19 protein-coding genes are annotated in these 20,428 nt (G+C 68.7%); 9 read left to right on the plus strand and 10 right to left on the minus strand.

All coding sequences use genetic code 11. The annotated features are described in order from the left end of the window. Positions 1-77: 77 nt before the first annotated feature. Together ACYVD5_RS22260 and ACYVD5_RS22265 are read right to left on the minus strand one after the other, a co-directional pair. Positions 78-788: a GAF and ANTAR domain-containing protein gene (locus ACYVD5_RS22260; RefSeq protein WP_461003062.1), complete on the minus strand. Its 711-nt coding sequence runs from the start codon at positions 786-788 to the stop codon at positions 78-80. A gap of 440 nt (positions 789-1,228) precedes the next feature. After that, positions 1,229-1,447: a hypothetical protein gene (locus ACYVD5_RS22265; RefSeq protein ID WP_461003063.1), complete on the minus strand. Its 219-nt coding sequence runs from the start codon at positions 1,445-1,447 to the stop codon at positions 1,229-1,231. 231 nt (positions 1,448-1,678) lie between these two features. Between ACYVD5_RS22265 and ACYVD5_RS22270 the strand changes: the two genes are divergently transcribed. Then, a complete protein-coding gene (locus ACYVD5_RS22270) occupies positions 1,679-2,281 on the plus strand; it encodes a hypothetical protein (RefSeq protein ID WP_461003064.1) in 603 nt (200 codons plus the stop codon). A gap of 69 nt (positions 2,282-2,350) precedes the next feature. Beyond that, positions 2,351-3,166: an SAM-dependent methyltransferase gene (locus ACYVD5_RS22275; RefSeq protein ID WP_461003065.1), complete on the plus strand. Its 816-nt coding sequence runs from the start codon at positions 2,351-2,353 to the stop codon at positions 3,164-3,166. A gap of 53 nt (positions 3,167-3,219) precedes the next feature. Here the strand turns inward: ACYVD5_RS22275 and ACYVD5_RS22280 are convergent, their stop codons facing one another. Further along, positions 3,220-3,630 carry an MmcQ/YjbR family DNA-binding protein gene (locus ACYVD5_RS22280; protein ID WP_461003066.1) on the minus strand — a complete coding sequence of 137 codons (411 nt, stop codon included), beginning with the start codon at positions 3,628-3,630 and terminating at the stop codon, positions 3,220-3,222. Positions 3,631-3,874: 244 nt separating this feature from the next. Beyond that, the gene (locus tag ACYVD5_RS22285) at positions 3,875-4,015 is read right to left on the minus strand and encodes a hypothetical protein (protein WP_461003067.1); all 141 of its coding nucleotides are present in this window, start codon (positions 4,013-4,015) and stop codon (positions 3,875-3,877) included. Positions 4,016-4,068: 53 nt separating this feature from the next. Here ACYVD5_RS22285 and ACYVD5_RS22290 point away from each other — a divergent pair, with 53 nt between their 5' ends. Next, positions 4,069-4,794: a DUF2625 domain-containing protein gene (locus ACYVD5_RS22290; RefSeq protein WP_461003068.1), complete on the plus strand. Its 726-nt coding sequence runs from the start codon at positions 4,069-4,071 to the stop codon at positions 4,792-4,794. Between the two features lie 270 nt (positions 4,795-5,064). Here the strand turns inward: ACYVD5_RS22290 and ACYVD5_RS22295 are convergent, their stop codons facing one another. Then, the gene (locus ACYVD5_RS22295; RefSeq protein WP_461003069.1) at positions 5,065-5,661 is read right to left on the minus strand and encodes a TetR/AcrR family transcriptional regulator; all 597 of its coding nucleotides are present in this window, start codon (positions 5,659-5,661) and stop codon (positions 5,065-5,067) included. 102 nt (positions 5,662-5,763) lie between these two features. Between ACYVD5_RS22295 and ACYVD5_RS22300 the strand changes: the two genes are divergently transcribed. Continuing rightward, positions 5,764-6,576, plus strand: coding sequence for an SDR family NAD(P)-dependent oxidoreductase (locus ACYVD5_RS22300; RefSeq protein WP_461003070.1), 813 nt, complete (start codon positions 5,764-5,766; stop codon positions 6,574-6,576). Between the two features lie 134 nt (positions 6,577-6,710). On the opposite strand, the gene ACYVD5_RS22305 is transcribed toward ACYVD5_RS22300, so the two are convergent. From ACYVD5_RS22305 to ACYVD5_RS22325, 5 genes are read right to left on the minus strand one after another with little or no spacing between them, the layout of a single operon-like run. Continuing rightward, positions 6,711-8,684 (minus strand): glycoside hydrolase family 127 protein, encoded by a 1,974-nt coding sequence (locus tag ACYVD5_RS22305; protein WP_461003071.1) that lies wholly within the window; start codon positions 8,682-8,684, stop codon positions 6,711-6,713. 8 nt (positions 8,685-8,692) lie between these two features. Next, positions 8,693-9,511, minus strand: a complete 819-nt coding sequence (locus ACYVD5_RS22310) for a carbohydrate ABC transporter permease (RefSeq protein ID WP_461003072.1) — start codon at positions 9,509-9,511, stop codon at positions 8,693-8,695. Further along, a complete protein-coding gene (locus tag ACYVD5_RS22315; RefSeq protein WP_461003073.1) occupies positions 9,508-10,491 on the minus strand; it encodes a carbohydrate ABC transporter permease in 984 nt (327 codons plus the stop codon). Before ACYVD5_RS22315 ends, ACYVD5_RS22310 begins: the two co-directional genes overlap by 4 nt. A gap of 17 nt (positions 10,492-10,508) precedes the next feature. After that, positions 10,509-11,774: a sugar ABC transporter substrate-binding protein gene (locus tag ACYVD5_RS22320; protein WP_461003074.1), complete on the minus strand. Its 1,266-nt coding sequence runs from the start codon at positions 11,772-11,774 to the stop codon at positions 10,509-10,511. Positions 11,775-11,829: 55 nt separating this feature from the next. Next, the gene (locus ACYVD5_RS22325; protein WP_461003075.1) at positions 11,830-12,855 is read right to left on the minus strand and encodes a LacI family DNA-binding transcriptional regulator; all 1,026 of its coding nucleotides are present in this window, start codon (positions 12,853-12,855) and stop codon (positions 11,830-11,832) included. A gap of 282 nt (positions 12,856-13,137) precedes the next feature. Here ACYVD5_RS22325 and ACYVD5_RS22330 point away from each other — a divergent pair, with 282 nt between their 5' ends. The 5 genes from ACYVD5_RS22330 to ACYVD5_RS22350 all read left to right on the plus strand — a co-directional run bounded on the left by ACYVD5_RS22330 (position 13,138) and on the right by ACYVD5_RS22350 (position 20,371). After that, positions 13,138-14,850, plus strand: a complete 1,713-nt coding sequence (locus ACYVD5_RS22330) for a CBM35 domain-containing protein (protein WP_461003076.1) — start codon at positions 13,138-13,140, stop codon at positions 14,848-14,850. A 407-nt stretch (positions 14,851-15,257) separates the two neighbouring features. Beyond that, a complete protein-coding gene (locus ACYVD5_RS22335; RefSeq protein ID WP_461003077.1) occupies positions 15,258-16,166 on the plus strand; it encodes a LysR family transcriptional regulator in 909 nt (302 codons plus the stop codon). Positions 16,167-16,491: 325 nt separating this feature from the next. Then, entirely contained in the window at positions 16,492-17,925 is a 1,434-nt protein-coding gene (locus ACYVD5_RS22340) for a sodium/proline symporter (RefSeq protein ID WP_461003078.1), read from the plus strand. A gap of 113 nt (positions 17,926-18,038) precedes the next feature. Continuing rightward, the gene (locus ACYVD5_RS22345; protein ID WP_461003079.1) at positions 18,039-18,812 is read left to right on the plus strand and encodes an enoyl-CoA hydratase/isomerase family protein; all 774 of its coding nucleotides are present in this window, start codon (positions 18,039-18,041) and stop codon (positions 18,810-18,812) included. Then, the gene (locus tag ACYVD5_RS22350) at positions 18,812-20,371 is read left to right on the plus strand and encodes a class I adenylate-forming enzyme family protein (protein WP_461003080.1); all 1,560 of its coding nucleotides are present in this window, start codon (positions 18,812-18,814) and stop codon (positions 20,369-20,371) included. Before ACYVD5_RS22345 ends, ACYVD5_RS22350 begins: the two co-directional genes overlap by 1 nt. Positions 20,372-20,428: the final 57 nt, after the last annotated feature.

A 20,428-nucleotide genomic window follows, 5' to 3' on the forward strand; every position in this document is an offset into this window, starting at 1 on the left:
CAGGGGCAGGTGACTGGGCGTCGCCTTGTGGCATCGCACAGGCCTGGCAGCCAGTCCCGGGGCCCTCGGCAGCTGTGTCACTCGCCCGGCATCTCCCCCGTCTCAGTGATGCGGCGGGCGACATCGCGCAGTTTGGTGTTGGTGTTCATCGACGCCGTCTTGAGCATGTCGAACGCCTGGTCGTTGGTGACCCGGCGGCGCTCCATGACGATGCCGACCGCCTCACCGATCTCCTGACGGGTGGTGTAGCCCTGGCGCAGCGTGGCTTCGCGCTGGGCCCCGGCGATGGCCAGTGCGGCGTGCGAAGCGAACACCCAGCCGATCTCGCGGGCGTCGTCGCCGAGCGCACCAGGTGCGCGCGAATACAGGTCGAGTGCGCCCAAGTGCTCGTCATCGGTGTAGAGATCGAAGCCGAGCATCGACGCGATACCCAGCTCTACCGCGCGGGGACGGTAGCAAGGCCAGCGCGGGTCGTTGGCCATGTCCCCGACGTGGAAGCTCTGTCCGTGGCGGGCGGCGTCCAGGCACGGTCCCTCATTGCACTCCATCTGGGCCCGGTCGGAGGTGACAACCAGATCGCCGGTGGCCGCGGGTGTCTGGAATTCGCGCTTGCGGCGGTCGACCAGCAGGAGTCCGGCCTCCTCGCATCCGCCGATCTTCTCCACAGCCATTGTCACGATGCGCTGCAGAACGTCTTCCACCGAATCATGTGAAAAAAGCTCGCGCGCCATGTCGGCGAATATCCGCGGATAGGTCTCGATCCGCTTTTGATCGTCTTTCCTTGGCATGGGCTTCCTCCACCGAGGTCCGGCCGATCGTCGAAACGCGTTGGTGCGAGGGCAGCTCCGTACGACGTCGGGCGGCGGTGACGCTCGACGAACGTGGCCCGCCCCGTCGGAGTAGCGCGAGACCGCGAGGCGGAAGCGCGAGGGCCGGCGCCGGCAGCGCGCCAGCCCTGCTTCAGCACCTTCTCGTCGAGTTCATGGGCGAAGCGCTTCAGCTTGCCCGCGGTCTCCTCGTGGTAAGACTCGGCGAGCCAGGCCTCGCCCATGGCCAACGCCCAGTCCGCTAAACAACGAAGCCCGAATCCGCCAGAGCTTCGACTGGCTCGCCGCTCGGCACGGAGGGCGAGTCAGGGTCGAACAGGCCCCTGATAGGCCGTTCGCTTTTCGCGGAGCAGACCGGCCGTAGCACGCCTTTAGCTCCCCATGGCCCGAATGGGCGGGTGCTACTTGCGTGTCTCCTCCAGCCGGAGTGCGACGCCCAACGCGAAGAACGTGGGTGCCCATTCGCCAACGAACATCCCCCACCGGTCGGCACGATCGGTGCCGGCGTTTTCCTTCGCCTTCGAGGCCGACCAGGCGAAAATACTCAGGCCGATGGAGATAGCCCCTGCCGCGTAGGCCATGTCGGAGGTGACGCCGGCCCGGGACAACTTCTCGATCATAGTGTCCACCATCTCTCGCAGTTCGTAGCATCCACCAGGGCGGGCTGCCCCGCCTTGGGTCAATGCAACCCGAGCAGAAACCAAAAGTGGGGTCGGAGAGCGGGTCGGTGGCCGCGGTCGCGTTCGGCGTGTGTCAGGCTCCGTTGCCAGGGCTCGTCCAGTACCGTGCGCACCTGTTCTGTCATCGCCGGGGTGACGTGTTCGCAGACGTTCCCATCCCCCCCGCATCCGATGTCCCGGCCGGGCCGGCGGCGCGACTTCGGGCACCCCGTCCTCGCGGCCCGGGTCGGCGGCTGGATCGCGGCCCGGCCTGTGGCCGAGGAGCTCCGCGACGTCTCCGGCGTCCGCACGGTCGGCCGGGTTGCGCGGACCTCGACGATCCTCACCTGGCATGGCGACGACGGCGTACAGTACCGGATCTCCACGGCTCAGGGCGTCGGCCCCGCGGCCGTACCGGACACCATGGACTTGGCCGTGCTGCGCGGCGACCTGAGCCGTCTCACCGGGTCCACGGTCACGCTCAGCCGCCTGGTCGCCGGCACGGTCGGCGTCGACGTGGGCAGCCGCGTCGACGTGCACCTCAGCGACGGCACCGTCACGGAGGCCAAGGTGGTCGCGGTCTACGAGAACGGGCTCGGCTTCGGCGACGTCACGCTGCCCCACGATGTTGTCACCGCGCACACCACTGACCACCTCGACCAGTGGCCGATGGCGAACGCCGGCCGGGAGACGGTCCTGAGCGCGGCGCCGGAGGCGCATCCGGCCTTGAGCGTGCGCGATGCCGGGGCGATCACCACTTATTCGGAACAAATAGTCATACGCCATAAAACCTGACATAGCGACTCGGTGTAGCCCCCACACGGCAGGTATGAATGGTCAAACCCGACGAATGTGAGGCCTCCCGTGAACGAAACCTCCGGAACCGCCGGCGCCCCATCGCCGATCGATACCACCGTGGTGCATTCCGCCCGCGTGTGGAACTACTGGCTGGGCGGCAAGGACAACTACGCCGTCGACCGCGAGGTCGGCGCCCAGATCGCCGAGCAGTACCCCGTCATCATCGAAGTCGCCCGCCAGGACCGGGCGTTCCTGCGGCGCGCCATCCGCTACCTCGCAGGCGAGGCCGGCGTCCGGCAGTTCCTCGACGTCGGCACCGGCATGCCCACCCACAACAGCACCCACGAGGTCGCCCAAGCCGCGGCCCCGGACTCGGCCGTCGTCTACGTCGACTATGACCCGCTGGTGCTCGCCCACGCCACCGCGCTGCTGACCAGTACCCCGGAAGGTTTCACCGACTACGTCCACGCCGACCTGCGCAAACCCGACACCGTCCTTGCCGAGGCCCGCAAACGCCTGGACTTCGACCGCCCCATTGCCCTGAGTCTGATGGGCATCCTCGGCCACATCCCCGACGATCAGGTCTACGGCATCGTCGCCCGCCTGGTCGGGGGCCTGCCTCCCGGCAGCTACCTTGCACTCTGCGAAGGATCCAACACCGACCCCGAGGCCAACGCGGCCATGGACGACTACAACCAGGCGGCACCGCTGCCTTACCGCGTCCGCAGCCCCGAGGACATCGCGGCCTTCTTCAACGGGCTGGAGATGGTCGAACCGGGACTGGTGGCATGCCCTCAGTGGCGCCCCGACGACATCGAAGTCGGCCAGGCACGCGAGACACTTACCCGCTGCGGCATCGGACGCAAGGCCGACGCCTCCTGATCCCCCGGTCGGTGCAGACCGCGCGGAGGTTGCGCACCTTCGCCGTTTCGCGGTCAGGCGCCGACCGCCTCCGGGTCAATGGGGCGGCGCGAGCGCGGCAGTGTGGCGAGCACAAGGCGGTAGGACTCGGTCACCAGTTCTTCGACCAGCTTCGTGTCGATCGAGTCGCCGGGAGCCAGCGTTATCCAGTGCCGCTTGTTCATGTGGTAGCCGGCGGTGATGTCCGGGTACGCCTCCCGGAGCGCTGCCGCGTCGCTCGGATCGGCCTTGACGATCACGACCGGCTGACCGGCCACGATCCGGCTGTCCCGCACGCGGGAGTGCCGCGGGACCTCGGTCATCAACATGAACCATTTCTCGTGGACCCTGCACGCCTCCCAACCGGGCTCGAAGGAGTACAGCGTGGTTGCCGGGAGGTTCTGCGCACACTGCTGCGCCGCTTCCTGCAACGCTTTGCCCTTCATCGCCGCCGCTCTCCTCATCAGCACGGGTGCAGCCGGCGGTGGGCAGGGCTGCACCCCATCCACCCCCGCTCTGAGGTCTACGCCTACCCGACCGGCAACAGGCCATACGCCCCGGGCTGTTGGTTCGATGCCGCAGGAGCGTTGCCATAGGGCTTCCCCGCAGCCGTTCCAACGCCGGCAGGATCACCCCATCACCGACACGCACCACCTGCTCCAGCGCGCCACCACCGTGTACAACCGCTGGTCAGAACACACGATCGCCCCGGATGTGGTGCGGCATCAAGTCGAGAAAGGCGTAGAGCGCGCGGCTGCGCGGGCGTCCCGCGGAGACCACTGCGCTGAGTGTCCAGGCCACGTCGGCGTCCACCAGGGGCACCGCGTGCACGGGCGCAGCGCGGCAGGCACTGTTGCACAGTGCCGGTATGCGAGGATTATGCGGTGCGACCCCTGAGCGAACTCCTCGATGTACCGGATCCCGCATGGCCTGCACTCTTGGAGCGATTCGCCACGAGTCCGGCGAATGTCCGGTGCATGACTCCGGATGAGGAGCGCGGCCGTTCCTGCTTGGGGCGGCTTCAGGTCACCGCGCGTTCCACGCTCGGCGCATTCGCCCTGCACTGCGGCGGTCTGCTGCTGGACTACGGGTGGCTCCGCATCTACGGAGGGGCCGGTACCGGGCTTCCGGGCGCATTGCCCGGTCTGGAGGCCGTCAACGGCGGTCCTCGCGACGACTCGGCCTGGCGGCCGGAGAACGGGATCGTCGTGGCCCATGACGTGCTCGGGGGAGCGTTCGCCCTGAACGGCCACGACCCCGCTGCCGTGGGGCGTCCGGGACAACCCGGGGAGATGGTGTACTTCGCCCCCGACTCCCTGGAGTGGGAGGCGTTGGACGCCGGGCACACCGCGTGGGTGCACTGGGCGCTGTCGGGCGGCCTGGCGCAGTTCTACTCGGCGTTGCGCTGGCCGGGCTGGAGAGCGGAGACCCAGGCGCTCGCCACGTCCCAAGGTGTTTCCGTGTTCCCCTTCCTGTGGTCCAGGGAGGCCAGGGACGACATGGCGGCGACCAGCCGCCGAGCCGTCCCGATGACCGAGGTACTCACGCTGAACCGGGACTTCTGCCACCAGCTCCACGGCCGCGACCCGGGCTTCCTCGGCCTGGCCTGAACGCGTCCGGACCGACCCGTCAGCCCTGCTGGGCGAGCACGATGAGGTTATGGAAAACCGACAAAACACGCACAATACGCATATGCCTCATCGGTTCCCGAAACGGCGGCGGTGATGTCAATCGGTAGCTTGATGTCAATCGGCGACGGCGTTTTCGAGCGGACCGCGGCATCAAGGGACCGGCTCTTCCACGCCACTGGACTACCCCTGCCCGCAAACTGAGCCGCCGGTGCCGCGCCGGCTGTACCCGAGCCGGCTCCGGGGGCTCTGCTAGATGCCGGGGTTCAGCGGTTGCCGGCCCACGCCGGTCAGCAGGGTGTCCACGACGAGCGTTGCCAGTCCATCGACGTCCCGGGCGTCGGTGGGCTGGATCTGTGCGGCTTCGTGGATCAGTGCGTAGTACGTGCGCCGAGCCCATACCAGATCGGTGTCGGGCCGGAGGGCACCTGTGTGCTGCAGCCGCTGGAAAAGGCGGTCGCACTGGTCGAGCACGTCCGCATGTACGAGTGCGGCCTCGGAGTCCTCAGGCTTGGCGGCGTTCATGGCGAACCCCCAGCCGATCTTGACGCGGAGCACGTTAGCGGTCACCTGATACAGCGCGACCAGCGGCGGAGCGGTTTCGGGCCGGGCGCTGGCGACGGCGTCGTGGAACTGCTGGGTGGCCCAGGCCGTCATGGCGCCGACAAGAGCCTCGCGGCTGGTGAACCGGCGGTGCACGGTCGTCCGTGCGACGCCCGCAGCCTCCGCGATCTGTTCCATGGTGGCTGCGGGATTGGCGCTCAGCACACGTTCCGCGGCCTCGAGGATCGCCTTCACCGTCCGCTCGGCGTCTGCGCGCATCGGCCGTACTCGCCTCTCCTGCTCCATGTGACCTCCTGCTCATGATCCCCGCCCAGGCTACGCAACGGTCGCCACTCACAAGACACTTGCAACAACTGTGTTGCACCTCTTAGGCTATCCGCGTCATTGATGACGTCAATCGTACTTGGGAGCCTCATGGATCTGCAGTTGGACGGCAAGGCCGCTGTCGTGACCGGCGCAAGCCGCGGAATCGGGCTGGCCGCGGTCTCGGCCTTGATCGGCGAAGGAGTGCGGGTGCTGGCAGCAGCACGCACGATCACACCTGAGCTCAAGGCCACGGGGGCGCTCAGCGTGTCCGTCGACCTGTCCGCTCCCGGCGGCCCCGCTCAGCTCATCGAACAGGCGGAGGCAGAGCTTGGGCGGCTCGATGTGCTGGTCAACAACGTCGGGGGCGGTGACGGCGCCGGCCAGACCGGCGGGTTCCTCACCTTCACCGATCAGCAGTGGAGCAGCGCGTTCGACCTGAACTTCCTGGCGGCGGTCCGCACCACGCGGGCCGCACTGCCGCATCTGCTGGAAAGCCGCGGCGCGATCGTCAATATCTCGTCCAACGGCGCCCGAACCCCGCATGCCGGACCGATCCCCTACACCACCGCCAAGGCTGCGCTCACCGCCTTCGGCAAAGCGGTGGCCGAAGAGTTCGGCCCGCAAGGAGTACGCATCAACACGGTCTCACCCGGCCCTGTCCGGACCCGCATGTGGGAATCCTCGGACGGCTATGGCGCAGAGCTCGCCGAGTCCCTGGGCCTGAGCCGGGAGCAACTGGTGGACAACCTCCCCGCGTCCATGGGGATGGTCACCGGCAGGCTCGTGGAGCCCGCGGAGGTCGGTGACCTTGTCGCCTACCTCGCTTCACCGCTCGCAGGCAGCACCACTGGGGCGGACCACATCATCGACGGTGGCGCGATCAAGTCCGTGTGACGCGCCGGCGTCCGCCACCCGGCCGTCTGCCCGGGCTGTGCGAGCCGTCGAACCGGCCGCCGAGACCGGGTGGGCGGTGCGGGGCGTTCCCGTCCGGGCGCACCAGCGGGGCTCGCGGGCGCGGCCGCGCCCGGTCAGCCGTCGTCTCCAGGGGCGGCCGGTGCCGTGGGGAGGAACACCCGCATCGCCGAGCTTCCCCGACGTGCCCACCGGTAGTACGGGACAAGGGCGACGTCGCGCCAACCGGACGGGCCGTCCCGGCGCGGTGGTGGCGCCGAGGACCGGTACGGGGGGTACCCGGCGGAACCCGGCCCGGGAGGCGGCGGCCGCACCGGTGTCATCCGCGCCACCGCACCGTCGCCATCAGCCTGGGGAGGGCGCGCGGCATCGATGCGGATATCGTCCAGCACCCAGGATTCCGGCAGGTCGATGGACTCCGCGCACAGCACGAGCGGTCCGCGTTCGACGGCGACGCAGCCGCGTACCGCGTCGATGCGGGGGTCGGGCCAGCTCAACCGGGGCTCCACCGGCAACTGGAGGTCGAGGACGGTGCCCGGGGCGAACGTCCCGCGTTCCTGCGCCCAGCCGGGTTCGACGCCGCGCTCTCCCGCGCCGCCGTCCAGCGTGGCGCCGTGCGCCCAGTGCGGCACCCGCATCCGCAGGTCGACCTCCCGGTCGGATGGTGCCTCGACGACCTCGATGCGCACGGCCCCGTCGTGCGGGTACCCGGTCGTGATGCGCAGGACCAGGGCCCCGCCGCCGTCCAAAGCCAGGCGCAGTTCGCCGGCCGCGTACTGCAGCAGCGTCACGGTGTCGCCCTCGACCGAGGCGGCATAGCCCTGCCAGGCGGCGAGTGTGCGTGCCAGGTTCGTCGGGCAGCAGGAGACGTCGAACCAAGGGGCGCGCACGCCTCCCTCGGCACGCGGGTTCACCCCGTCCGGCCGTATCCCGTCCGCGGCCGTGCGCTGGTGCAGCGGATTGGCGTAGAAGAAGGCGCGTCCGCCGGGGTCCGGCGAGGCGGCGACGACGTTGTAAAGCGTGCGCTCGATCAGGTCCGCGTACCGGACCTCGCCGGTGGCGAGGTACAGCCGCCACGAGACCATGACGGAGGCGATTCCCGCGCACGTCTCGCAGTAGGCGCGATCGGGCGGCAGCTCCCAGTCCTCGCCGAACCCCTCGTCCTGGTGCCGCGATCCCATGCCGCCGGTCAAGTACGTGCGCCGCTCCACTGTGCGCCGCCACTGCCGCTGGACGGCGTCGAGCAGCCCGGTGTCGCCCGTCTCCGCGGCCACGTCGGCGGTTCCGGCCGCCAGGTACAGCGCCCGCACCGCATGGCCCCGCCACACCGCGGCCTCGCGCACCGGCACGTCGTCCTGGAAGTAGGAGGCGTCCAGTAGCGCGACGGGTTTCAAGGTGTTGTGCCCGCGGCGCTCGATGAACAGGCGCGCCTGCTCGGTGTAGCGCGGTTCGCCGAGCACGCGCCCCAGTTCGGCCAGGCCGAGCTCGATCTCCGGATGGCCGCACAGGCCCGCACGGCCGGTGGGGCCGAACTCGCGGCACACGTGGTCGGCGGCCCGGCGGGCCACCTCGACGAGTCTGTCCGGGCCGGTGGTCCGCGCACGGGCGACGGCGGCCTGCAGCAGGTGGCCCGTGCAGTACAGCTCGTGCCCCGATTCGAGGTCGCTGTACCGGGGCTGCCGGCCGGGGTGCCCAAAACAGGTGTTGAGGTAGCCGTCGCCGTCCTGTGCCGCGGCAACCCGGTCGACGAGCGATTCGAACACCGCGTTCACCGACGCCTCGCCCGCGCGGCCGTATTCCCAGGCCAGTGCCTCCAGGAGCTTGTAGATTTCCGAGTCGGAGAACGGCCACCCCGGCCGAGCGCCGCCGGTGGCGCCCTCCGCCACTCGGTCGAAGTTCGCGGTCCAGCCCAGACGGTCCATCCAGTCGAGGCAGTGGAGCAGAGTATTGCGCGCATTCGACCGCTGCATCCGTTCCCAGAACCCGTCGGCCAGGCGGAACTCCTCCAGCCCGATCCCCCTGCGCAAACCGGTGGAAGGGGCGACCGGTACTGCGCGGGTTGCGGCTCGGGGGCGGGTGTCGTTTTCCACGTGTCAGCTCAGTCCTTCACGGCTCCGGCGGTCACGCCGGCGGCCACGTAGCGTTGCGCGACGACCAGCAGGATCGCCGCGGGCAGGGATGCCACCACGGCGGTCGCCATGATCGCGTTCCACTGGGTGGTGTTGTTGCCGATGTACTGGTAAATGCCGAGCGTGATCGGGACGAGCTCGCCCGAGCGGTTGAGCGTGGAGGCGAAGATGAAGTCCGACCACGCCCACAGGAAGGCGAACAGCGACACCGTGACCGTGGAGTTCCGGCTCACCGGCAGGACGATCGCGGCGAAGATGCGCCAGACGCCGGCGCCGTCGATGCGTGCGGCCTGGACGAGTTCGCGCGGAATGCCCGCCATGAACGTGGAGTACAGCAGCACCCCGAACGGGACCGCGATGGTCGAATCGGCCACGATGAGCCCCCAGACCGTGTTGAGCAGGCCCAGGCGCACATAGACGGCGTAGAAACCCATCGCCATGACCACCGCCGGGATCATCTGGGCGACCAGCAGCAGGAAGCGCAGCGTGCGTCCGCCGCGCAGATGGAGGATCGCGAGCGCGTAGCCGGCCGGAGCGGCGATCACGACGGTCAGGGCCACACAGCCGAATCCGATGACCAGGCTGGTACCCAGCGCGGGAAGCTGCTGCGCCAGGGCGGCGGCGTAGCCGTCCGGAGTCGGGGCGCTCGGGAACCAGCGCGGGCTGCCGCGGCGCAGATCCTCGGTCCGCGTCAGCGACACGTTCACCATCCAGTAGACGGGAAACAGCATGAACGCGGTCAGCGCCGCGCCCAGCACCGTCTTCCACCAGGGGCGGCGGGCGGTCATGATCCCTCCCCGGAACGCTGCAACCGCAGATGGACGAATCCGAACACGAGCGCGATGACGATGAGCAGGTTGCCGATCGCGGCGGCCGGGGAGAACTCCGGCCGGCCTGTACCGAAGGCTTCGCGATACGACCACACCGCGAGGATGAGCGACGCGTCACCGGGCCCGCCGGTGGTCATGATCCACACGACGTCGACCACCTTGAGGGTGTAGATGAAGCCCAGCAGGAGGGTGATGGCGGTGACCGGGCGCAGCAGGGGAAGGGTGATGTGCCGGAACCGCTGCCAGGCGGTGGCCCCGTCCAGGGCGGCCGCCTCGTAGAGGTCGGCGGGGATCTGCTGCAGACCCGAGTACAGGATCACCAGGTTGAACGGGATGCCCAGCCAGATGTTGGCGATGATCACCGAGATCAGTGCGGTTTCCGGCGAGGTCAGCCAGTTGATCTGCTGCCCGCCGAACGCCGTGATGACCGAGTTCACGATCCCGTACTCGCTGTTGAGCATCCACGCCCAGGTGGAGGACGACACGATCAGCGGCAGCAGCCAAGGCACCAGGAACAGCGCGCGCAGTACGCCGGACAACCGGAAGTTCGCCTGGAAGAACACGGCCAGCGCCAGTCCGATCGCGTACTGGAACGCGATGGAGACGAGGGTGAACACGGCGGTGTTGACCACGGCGGCGCCGAATGTGTCGGATGCGAACACCTCCGCGTAGTTCGCGAACCCGACGAATTCCGGGTCGCCCTGCACGAATGCCCGCACGGTGTAGTCGTGCAGACTCAACTCGACGTTGCGCCACAGCGGGTAGGCGTAGAACGCCAGCAGATAGACCAGCAGGGGCGCGGCGAAGCCGATCGCGCTCAGCTGCTGCGGGGTCAACGGGAGCCGGCGGCGTTCGCGCCGATCGGGTGCGGCGGGTGCCCGGCCCGCCGCACCGCCGGCGGCCCCGCGTCCCCCCGATTCGGCCGGGTTCGCGGCCATGAACGGGATACTCCTCGTCATCTGCCCGTCGCCGCTTCAGCGTCGGCCTGCGCCTGCTTCAGGGCCTCGGCGGGGGTGGCCGATCCCGACAGCGCCTTCTGCACCGCGGTCCACATCGGCTCGGAGATCCCCGGGTAGTCGGCCCCGAGGTTGTCGCTGGTACGGCCCTTGGCGCCGCGCACCGCTTGGACCCACGGGTCCAGTTCGGGCCGCTTCTCCAGCAGCGCCTCCTGCCCCTCGGCCGTTGGCGGGATGTAGTAGGCGAAGGTCGTCGCGGTCTCGACGAAGCCCTCCGGGGTGGTCATGCACTCCACGATCCGGCGGGTGACGTCGTAGCGGCCGGTCTCGGACTGCAGCGGAGCGACGATGAACTCGCCGCCGGTCGGTGCCGGCGCCGTGCCGCCGCCCTGGGCCGGGATCTGGATCACGCCGGTGTCGAAGTCGGCCTCGGCGGCGCTGTTGACCTGCCAGGTGCCGTTGACGGCAAAGCCGAACTCGCCGGTCAAGAACTCCTCCCAGGTGGTGTTCTGCGAGTTGTTGATGGCCGACTCCGGCGCATAGCCCTCCGCCAGCCAGCCGTCCCACAACTCCAGCGCCTCGACCGCTTCGGGCGAATCGAGGTCGCGCAGGTCGGCTCCTGCTCCCCAGAACCACGGCAAGAACTGGAAGGAGCCCTCCTCCGTGCCGGCGGCCGCAAAGGTGATGCCCTTGTCGCCGTTGTCCACGACGCGCGCGAGCGCCTCCGTCAGCGATTCCCAATCGGTGATCGATTCCGGGTCGACGCCGGCGGCGCCGAGGATCTCGGCGTTGTAGTAGAGCGCCAGAGTGTTGGCGCCGATCGGGATGCCGTAGGTCTTCCCGTCGACGACCCCGGCGGCCAAGAGGTTCTCGTCGACGTCGCCCACCTCGAGACCGAGTTCGCCGACGGTGGCGAGCATGCCGGTATCCGCCAGCGTGGGCACCGCGGGGTTGTCGAGCAGGATGACGTCGGGGCTGGTCCCCTCCTGGGCGGCCAGCAAGGCCCGGTTGGTCAGCTCGGTGGTGTCGGAGGCGGTGCGCTCGATCTCCACGCCGGCCCGCTCGCCGCAGTCGTTGACGCGCTCGGCCCAGGCCGAGCCCTCGCTGTGCTGCGGGTAGGGGTCCCACCAGGTGTAGGTGTCAGCGTCCTGGCCGGTGCCGCCGCCGTCGCCGGCCGATGTGCACGCGGTGGCCAGGACGAGTGTTGCGGCGGCCAGGCCCGCCGGCACGGACCGGGCAGCGGGCGTGCGTCTGGTGTCGTGCATGGGGGGTTCCTTCCTGAACAGTCCCGGCCGCGGCGTCGCCGCGCGGGAGGCGCGGTCAGTCGCCCTGCGGCGGGGCGGCGGTGCTGCCCCGGTCCACAAGATCCGGCGACACGAACCGCACCACGTAGGGGGCGTCGGCGGGGACCTCCTGCTGGATCCGGCGTACGAGCTGGCGCACGGCCATGCGCCCGAGGCGGTCGGGGGCGCTTTCGACCGAGGAGAACGGCAGGGAGAACGTCCGGGCGAACTCGTCGGAGTAGCGCCCGATGACGGACAGGTCCTCGGGTGCCGACAGGTTTCGTTCGTGCAGGACGGTCGGCAGGGCCGCGGCTGCGGCCTCGTTGTTGAGCAGGAGTCCGGTGGCGTTCGGGTAGGCGTCGAGGAGGGCGTGCAGCTCGCGCCCGATCTCGGGCTGGGCCGAGGACCCGTAGACCGCGTGCAGGGTGATGCCGCGGGCGGCGGCGGTCTCCAGCGCGGCGTTCTGCAGGCGCCAGACGTAGGCGCCGCCGCGCTCGATCACGTGCTCGGGTTGCGACACGAGGAGCAGTTCGCGGTGTCCGCGTGCATCCAGGTGCGCGACCATGCTGCGGCCGGACTCCTCGAAGTCGAGGTCGAACACGTCCACGCCGGTGCAGTCGCCCGGCAGACCCACCAGTGCGCCGTGCTGCGGTGCCGCCCGCAGCACGGGCAGGCGGTCGTCGTACTCGGCGACGTTGAGCAGGACGACGCCGTCGACCATGCGCGAGTCGGTGATGCGTTTGAGCGCCGTGGGGCCGTCCGGGTCGGAGCTGAGCAGGATGTCGTATCCGGCGTCGCGGGCCGTGTTCGCCACGCCCTGGATGTACTGCAGCATGGCCGGCGCGAACTCGTCGGGCAGGAACTGCGCGAGCAGGCCGATGACCCTCGTTTGCGAGGTGGCCAGTGCGCGGGCGCCCGCGTTGGGCGCGTAGCCGAGCTCGCGCGCCGCCTGCCGGACCCGTTCGCGCACCTCGTCGGACACGGCGCGTCTGCCGCTGAGGGCGTAGGACGCGGTCGAACGCGCGACGCCTGCGGCGCGGGCGACGTCCCCGATTGTGGCCATGGCCTACTCCCTTGCTGCGGATGCGCCGAATGCGAACCGGTTCGGACCTTAACCGCGCATTTCGCTGGCGTAAACCCCGGTTTTCGCTATTTCCCCAGATCAAAAGTTTGTTGCTGACGGGGGCTTGTGGCGAACGTCGTTCGAAAATAGCGTCTGCGGCCGACAGCGCCGTCGAACCGGTTCGTTCCTCCGCTACGCGTCCGCCCCCGGATGGATTGGCCGCGGCCGACCCGATCCGCCCCCGGCCACCGTGCCGGGCCGGGCCGTGCAGAAAGGTCCCCCATGAAACGAACGACACTGCGCTGGGCTGCCACGACCGCGGTCCTCACCGTGACCGCGGCGGGCCTCAGCGCCACCCCCGCCCTCTCCGCCGCGGAACTCGTCGTCGACGCCGCGCAGCCCCTCCGGCCGGTGACCCACGCCGCCTCCGGCGGGCTCTACGCGCTCGCCGAGAACGAGCGCCCGGACGACTCCATGCTCCACCCGATCCGGATGCGCAACGTCACCCAGCCTGCGCCCGGCAGCCTGCACGAGCCCAACGGGCAGCCGCCCGGCGGCGACGCCCTGCGCGTCGCGCCGCAGGCGGACCGGGCCGGCGCCGGCGTGATCATCAGGATGCCCGACATCTATCCCGACTTCCCCTACCAGTGGGTGAGCTGGGAGGACTGGCTGAACAAGGTCGACACCCAGGTGCAGGACCGCCTCGACGCCTCGTCCATCAGCAACATCGAGGGCTACGAGCTGTGGAACGAGCCCGGTTGGACCTGGGACACCGAGGCCGCCGGCCCCTTCAACGAGGGGTGGGTGCGCACCTTTAAGCGGGTCCGCTCGCAGGACCCGGTGACACCCATCATCGGGCCGAGCATCTCCAGCTACCGGGAGGACTTCATGCGGTCCTTCCTGACCCACGCCCGCGACACCGGAACCCTGCCGGACGTGGTGTGCTGGCACGAACTCCAGCCCACCTCCGAGCGGGTCGAGCAGAACATCGCCGACTACCGCGCTCTGGAACAGGAACTCGGGATCAGCCCGCGCCCGATCGCGATCAACGAGTACGGCTCGTCGTACGACTCGCGGGACAAGGTCGACCAGCCCGGCCCCGTCGCCGGCTACATCGCCAAGCTCGAGCGCGGCGGCGTGGACTCGGCCAACCGCGCGTTCTGGTTCGAGTACGGCACCGTCAACGGGCTGGTGACCGACAACGACAAACCCACCGGAACCTGGTGGCTGTACAAGTGGTACGGCGATATGACCGGGCGGATGGTGGACACCGAGCCGCCTGCCCGAACCGGCCTGGACGGGTTCGCCGCCTACGACGAGGAGCGCCGCGCGTTCAGCGTCGTCTTCGGCGACCAGGCCGGCGATAACACCGTCCGCGTCACCGGGCTGGAGGACCTCGGCCAGCGGGTGCGTGTGCGCGTGGAGTCGACCCCGGCCTCCGGGCGCTTCACCCACGTGCCCGAGCCCGACACCGTGCTGGAGGCGACCCGGGCCGTCGAGGACGGCGAGGTCGAGGTAGAGGTTCCCGGGATGGTCGAGACCAGCGCCTACCGGCTCGTGGTGGAGCCCCTCGGCGGGACCGACCATCCCCAGCGGTACGAGGCCGAGAACGCGTCGGTGTTCCGGGCCGAGCGCCTGGAGTCCGGCAGCGCGTCCAACGGCGGCTACGTCGGCCGGATCGACAACAGCGGGGACTTCCGCACCGACAGCTACGTCGACTTCACCGTCGAAGTCTCCGAGGCACGCGAATACACCATGACGATCGGCTACGCGAACGGGACCGGTGAGCCCGCCACCCACGGGCTGGCCTACAACGGCGGCCCGTGGAGCACCGTCGAGTACCCGGCCACCAGCGGATGGGGCGAGTTCGGCGGCACCGTGTCGACCACCGTGGACCTGCACGCCGGATACAACGTCATCCGCCTGGCCAAGGGCGCCCCGCACTTCGGGGGCGCCGCCGGCTACGCCGAACTCGACTACATCGAACTCAACTGACCTCCGGCACGCACCTATCCCCGTCGTGCCGCGGTCCACGCCGCGGCACGACGGCGGCTTCGTGCCGCGCCCCGCACGGCGATCCCCTCGGAAGCAACCGCCTCCACCTCCGTCTCCGTGTCCGGAGGACCCGGTAGGGCCACTGGTTCGCATCCCGGCGAAATCACCGCCGCCCGCATCGCAGTGCCCTCACCCGCACCGACGCCGCTCCCATCAGCGGCACCCCGATCGCGGACACCGCAATCGACGCCATCCTCGACACCGTCTACCTCCCGCTGGTGCGCCTGCCGGACTGACGGCGGTGGCGGGCGACGTTCGATTCACGCCCGGGGCCGTCTGCTCGCCATGGCCGGATCTTGCTGCGCAGAGGCCTCGTGTGACTTCCGTCTCCGCTGTACCCTGACGCGATGGCGTTGGATCTGACGACATTGAAGACCTTGCGCGCGGTAATCGAGACGGGGTCCTTCGCCGCCGCGGGGCGAGAGCTCGGGTATACGGCCTCAGCGGTATCCCAGCAGATGGCCAGCCTGGAGAGGGCGCTGGGATTGGAGCTTTTCTGGCGCGAACCCCGCAGGATCGTTCCCACTGATGCCGCCGAACACCTGAAGAGCCATGCCGGCGATCTTTTCCGGCTGATGGACCAGCTGCAGGTCGACATTGCCCGATGGGCCGCCGGTCAGGTCGGGCACCTGCGGGTCGGCAGTTTCGCCTCCGCTGGAGGCCCCATTATCGCTCAGGCCATTACACGTTTCCTGGTGAAACGGAATGATGTGGAAATAACGCTGGACGAGGGCGAGCCCTACGAGTTGTTCCCCCGGGTGGAGAGCGGCGATCTGGATGTGGCGCTGGGATTCGAGTACGATCTGGTGCCGCGGGTTTGGGACCCCAAGGTGCAGCTGGCGGGAATACAGGCCGAAGAACTCCATGTCATTGCGCACCGAAAGCACCGGCTCGCAGGCAGGGAATCCGTGGATCTCGCGGAGCTGCGGAACGAGCGCTGGGTGGCGCACCGCAAGGAGACCGCCGCCAGCGATTGCCTCGCTACGTTCTGCGGCAAAGAGGGGTTCGTGCCGAACATCGCGTTTCGCACCAACAACCTCGGTACGGTGCGCGGAATCGTCGCCTCCGGTTTGGGTGTCGCCATGATCTCGGAGCTGGCGCATATCGACCACGACACGATCGTTGCCCTCCCCGTCACCCAGCGGCGGCCGCGCAGGCAGATCGTGGCGGCGACGCGCCAGGGGCACAGCAACCCGCTGGCCGATGCGTTCGTCAAAGCCGTCCGGCAGGTCACCCACGAATGTCTTGAGCGGTAACACGGCCGCTTCTGTTTCGCCGGTGTTTCCGCGTCCGCCGGCCGTTAATTCGCGTGCATGCCGCGGGCCCTCATGCGGACGAGCATAAGCGCTGCTGTCGAGGAGGCCGCAAAATTTTAATCCTCGGCTCCTACCGCGGATCTCCGCCGACTCCTACGCTCCTGATGCAACACCGTGTACCGCGGACCGGACAGGCCGACCCGTATTACGGCGGAGGGAGTTGCGAATGTCTGGGAGTGCCGAGACATCAACCGCTGTTGCCTTTATCGTCTATTTCGCAGTTGTGCTCGGAATAGCGATCTGGTCCTACCGCAAGAACTCGAGGATGAGTGACTTCGCCATCGGCGGCAGGCGCCTGGGGACGTTCGTCACGGCGGTCAGCGCCAAGGCGAGCGACTCAAGCCAATGGGTCTTCATCGGGCTTCCGGGGGCCTTCTATGTCAGCGGGATGAGCAACGTCTGGATGATCCTCGGGCTGACGCTCGGGTTTTACTTGAGCTGGCACGTCCTGGCGGGACGCCTGAGGGAGTACTCGGCACGGGGATTCAACTGGCGAACGGGAACGGAAACCGAGTCCGTTACCTTGCCCGGGTTCTTCGCCAACCGCTTCCACAGCGACATCCTCCGGTCGGTAACGGCCGCAATAATCATTGTTTTCTACGTGATATACCTGGGGTCGGCGTTCATTGCCACCGGCATGATACTGAACCAGCTCTTTGGCGTGTCCACGACTTCCGGCGTGGTTCTCGGCGCTGCCTTCGTGATGGTCTATTCATCGCTGGGCGGGTTCTTGGCGAGCAGTTACACCGATGTCCTCCAGGGCTGTCTCATGTTCGCGAGCCTTGTCGTCGTGTCCGTGGTCGCCGTGGCGAACGCCGGTGGCCTCGGCGGGATGTTCCGCGCGGTCTCCGCCCAGAATCCGGACATCGGTTCGCTCTTCACTGAGGTGAGCCTGGTCGACGGTGAGTGGGTGACCGGCTCGCCCTTCGCCTCCGTCGCCATCATCTCGGCGCTCGCCTGGGGCCTCGGGTACTTCGGTTCGCCGCACATCCTGTCCCGTTTCATGGGGATGCGCTCGGCCGGCTCGGTCAAGGGCGGCGCCCGGTTGGGCATCTTCCTGTCCATCACATTGCTCGGAACCGCCGGCGTCATCGGAATTGCGGCGATCGCGGTGTTCGGCCCGGGGCTCGACAACCCGGAGAACGCGTACATGGAGCTCGTTTCGAGCCTGCTGCCCTCCTGGATCGCCGGGGTGTTCCTCGCGGGCGTGGTCTCAGCGGTCATGAGCACGGCCGACTCCCAGCTTGTTGTGGCGTCCACGACCCTCACCGAGGACTTTTACCGATCGTTCGCCAACCGCGAGGCGTCCGAGCGCTCCCTGGTGTGGCTCAGCCGTGCGGCCGTTGGGGTATGCACCGCAATAGGAGTGGTCATCGCGCTCAACGGCGGCACCATTCTCGATTTGGTCGGTTATGCCTGGGCGGGCTTTGCATCGGCGTTCGGCCCGGTTCTGCTGGCGGCCCTCTATTCCCGCAAGACGTCGTGGGTAGGCGCTCTGTGCGGAATGCTGGGCGGCGGACTGACCGTGGTCATCTACCGCCAATTCGACACCATCGGCCTTTATGAGATGATCCCCGGCTTTGCCGTGGGGATGCTCGCCCTCTGGCTGGGGAACCTCCTGGGTCCGGCGCCCAAGGAGCGGGTCGGACAGGACTTCGACCACCTCAGCCGGCAGGTCTCCGAGCCCAAGGCCGTGTAACCCACCCAAAAAACCGGCTTCATTCATGGCGGCGCGGAATCGCGGCGGCGGGGCGGACCCGTGTCTCTCGCCGGCCCGCCGGAAACAGCAACCATTTACCCAATGGAGGAATCATGGGCCACGTCGACGTGGAAATCACCGATGGCTGCGGAGTCATCACCTTGAACAACCCCAAAGCGCTCAACGCGTGGAGCCAGGCGATGCAGCACCGCGTAGCGGACTTGATGCAGGAGCTTGACCAGAATCCCGAAGTGCAGGGCATCGTGCTGACCGGAGCCGGCGACCGCGCGTTCTGCGCCGGCCAGGACCTCAACGAACTGGCCGAGTTCACCACGGGCAACGTCGAAGACTGGCTCGACAGCTTTTACCGGGTCTACAACGCGGTGCTGTCCACCTCAAAGCCGGTCGTCGCCGCGCTCAACGGGGTGACCGCCGGCTCGGGATACCAGCTTTCCCTGGTCTGCGACATCCGTATTGCGCACCCGGAGGTCAAGTTCGGCCAACCCGAAGTCAAGTCCGGGATCCCCAGCATTACCGGCATGTACCTGACGTGGCAGTCGCTGGGCCACAGCAAGACAACGGAATTGATGCTGACCGGAAGGCTGATGCCAGCCGAAGAGGCATACCGCCTGGGCATGATCGCGGAGATCCACCCGAGGGAGGAAGTGCTTCCGCGCGGTATCGCCCTTGCCAATGAGCTGGCCGAACTGCCGCAGCAGGCTTTCCAGCTGACCAAACGCCGTGTGCACGCCACGCTGCTTCCCGGCCTGGACGCGGCCTTTGCGGCCGCCCTGGAGGTTGACAAGCAGGCTTACGGGGCCGGAGAGCCGCAGAAGACCGCGGACCGGTTTCTGGCCCGCTCCACGGAACGGAGGAACCGCGGCTGATGCGGCTCGACGAGGCGCGGGAGTTCGTCAACGGGACCGGCATCGGGCAACGGCTGCGGCAACGGGCGGCCGAGGCGCCCGGCCACGTGTACGGCGTCGAAGGTGACGAAGCGACCACCCTTTCCGACCTGGACCAGCGCGTTGACGGCCTGGTCGCCGCGTTCCGGGAACACGGCATCAGCCCGGGTTCGCGAATCGCGGTCGCCCTCCCGACCACCGTCCAGCATGCGGCGATCATTCTCGCCCTGTTCCGGATCGGTGCGTTGTGGGTCCCCATGAACACGCAGTTGAAAGGGCTGCCGCTGAGCCATCAGATCAATGACGCCAACGTGACGCACTGCCTGGTTCCCGAGGAGGGCGGCTTGGCAGCGGCGATCGTCGAGGCGGGGCTGGGTGCGGCCGGCGAGGACCTGCTTTCCGGCGTCCGCATGGTCGAGGTGGGGCGCGCGGCCCCGCCCGCGCCACCGCCGCCGGGCACCGATGTACTCATGTACACCTCGGGAACGACGGGCCCGCCGAAGGGAGTGCAGGTCAGCTCGGCCATGCTGCGCGCATCGGTCCTGGGCGCCATCGAGGTGACCGAAGTCCGGCCCGATGACGTGCTGTACCTGTGGGAGCCGCTCTTCCACATCGGCGGCGCCCAGACGATACTCATTCCCTTGTACGCCGACGTTTCGCTCGCGTTCGCCCCGCGCTTCAGCGCCTCGCGGTTCTGGGCCGATGTGGACCGCTACGGGGTGACGCACGTGCATTACCTCGGCGGCGTCCTCCAGATCCTGCTCCAATTGCCGGTGTCCGCTGAGGAGCGGCGCAACCGCGTGCGAGTGGCGTGGGGGGCCGGCGCCACCCCCGCGCTGTGGCGGGCGAGCAAGGACAGGTTCGGGTTCGCCCTGCATGAGTGCTACGGAATGACCGAGACGTCCAGCATCGTGACCGTCAACAAAAACCGCCCCGACGGCGGCGTCGGCGAACCGCTGCCGTGGTTCGAGGTAGCGGTACGGCCGCCCCGCGGCGGCGGCGATGCCGCCGGCCGAACGGGCGCACCGGGCGCACCGGGCGCACCGGGCGAGATCGCGGTACGGGGCCGGTTCGACGGGCTGGTGACGTCCGGGTACCTGGACAACCCCGAAGCCACGGCCAAGGCCCAAGAGGGCACGTGGTTCCGCACCGGAGACATGGGCGGCTGGGATTCCCACGGCCGGCTCCATTTCGACGGCCGCGCCAGTGACAGTGTCCGCGTCCGGGGAGAGAACGTCTCCGCGTGGCAGATAGAAGAGGTTTTCGGCCAGCATCCGCAGGTGGACCGCTGTGCCGTCGTGGGGGTGGAAGCCGAATTGGGGGAACAGGAGATGCTGCTGTTCCTCACCGCGGCGGAAGGCAGCGAGATCAATCCGCGCGAGGTACTCGACTGGGGTGCCGAGCGGCTCGCGCGGTTCCACGTACCCCGATTCGCCAAGCTTGTCGACGGAATGCCGCTCACTCCGAGCCAGCGGATCGCCAAGCACCGGCTGCCCCGGGATTTTTCGGATGCGGTCGAGGCCGGTGTTTTCCGGCGCTGACGGCGCACCCCGCCGCCCTTCCGGTGCGCTGCGACCAATACGAACCGACCACCCATC

The sequence above is a fragment of the Streptomonospora sediminis genome (assembly GCF_054778995.1).

Bases quoted from the DNA above. Each gene is read 5' to 3' on its own strand.
- ACYVD5_RS22260 (WP_461003062.1), bottom strand. From the start codon at position 788: ATGCCAAGGAAAGACGATCAAAAGCGGATCGAGACCTATCCGCGGATA.
- ACYVD5_RS22265 (WP_461003063.1), bottom strand. From the start codon at position 1,447: ATGATCGAGAAGTTGTCCCGGGCCGGCGTCACCTCCGACATGGCCTAC.
- ACYVD5_RS22270 (WP_461003064.1), top strand. From the start codon at position 1,679: ATGTCCCGGCCGGGCCGGCGGCGCGACTTCGGGCACCCCGTCCTCGCG.
- ACYVD5_RS22280 (WP_461003066.1), bottom strand. From the start codon at position 3,630: ATGAAGGGCAAAGCGTTGCAGGAAGCGGCGCAGCAGTGTGCGCAGAAC.
- ACYVD5_RS22295 (WP_461003069.1), bottom strand. From the start codon at position 5,661: ATGGAGCAGGAGAGGCGAGTACGGCCGATGCGCGCAGACGCCGAGCGG.
- ACYVD5_RS22300 (WP_461003070.1), top strand. From the start codon at position 5,764: ATGACGTCAATCGTACTTGGGAGCCTCATGGATCTGCAGTTGGACGGC.
- ACYVD5_RS22310 (WP_461003072.1), bottom strand. From the start codon at position 9,511: ATGACCGCCCGCCGCCCCTGGTGGAAGACGGTGCTGGGCGCGGCGCTG.
- ACYVD5_RS22315 (WP_461003073.1), bottom strand. From the start codon at position 10,491: ATGGCCGCGAACCCGGCCGAATCGGGGGGACGCGGGGCCGCCGGCGGT.
- ACYVD5_RS22320 (WP_461003074.1), bottom strand. From the start codon at position 11,774: ATGCACGACACCAGACGCACGCCCGCTGCCCGGTCCGTGCCGGCGGGC.
- ACYVD5_RS22325 (WP_461003075.1), bottom strand. From the start codon at position 12,855: ATGGCCACAATCGGGGACGTCGCCCGCGCCGCAGGCGTCGCGCGTTCG.
- ACYVD5_RS22330 (WP_461003076.1), top strand. From the start codon at position 13,138: ATGAAACGAACGACACTGCGCTGGGCTGCCACGACCGCGGTCCTCACC.
- ACYVD5_RS22335 (WP_461003077.1), top strand. From the start codon at position 15,258: ATGGCGTTGGATCTGACGACATTGAAGACCTTGCGCGCGGTAATCGAG.
- ACYVD5_RS22340 (WP_461003078.1), top strand. From the start codon at position 16,492: ATGAGTGACTTCGCCATCGGCGGCAGGCGCCTGGGGACGTTCGTCACG.
- ACYVD5_RS22345 (WP_461003079.1), top strand. From the start codon at position 18,039: ATGGGCCACGTCGACGTGGAAATCACCGATGGCTGCGGAGTCATCACC.
- ACYVD5_RS22350 (WP_461003080.1), top strand. From the start codon at position 18,812: ATGCGGCTCGACGAGGCGCGGGAGTTCGTCAACGGGACCGGCATCGGG.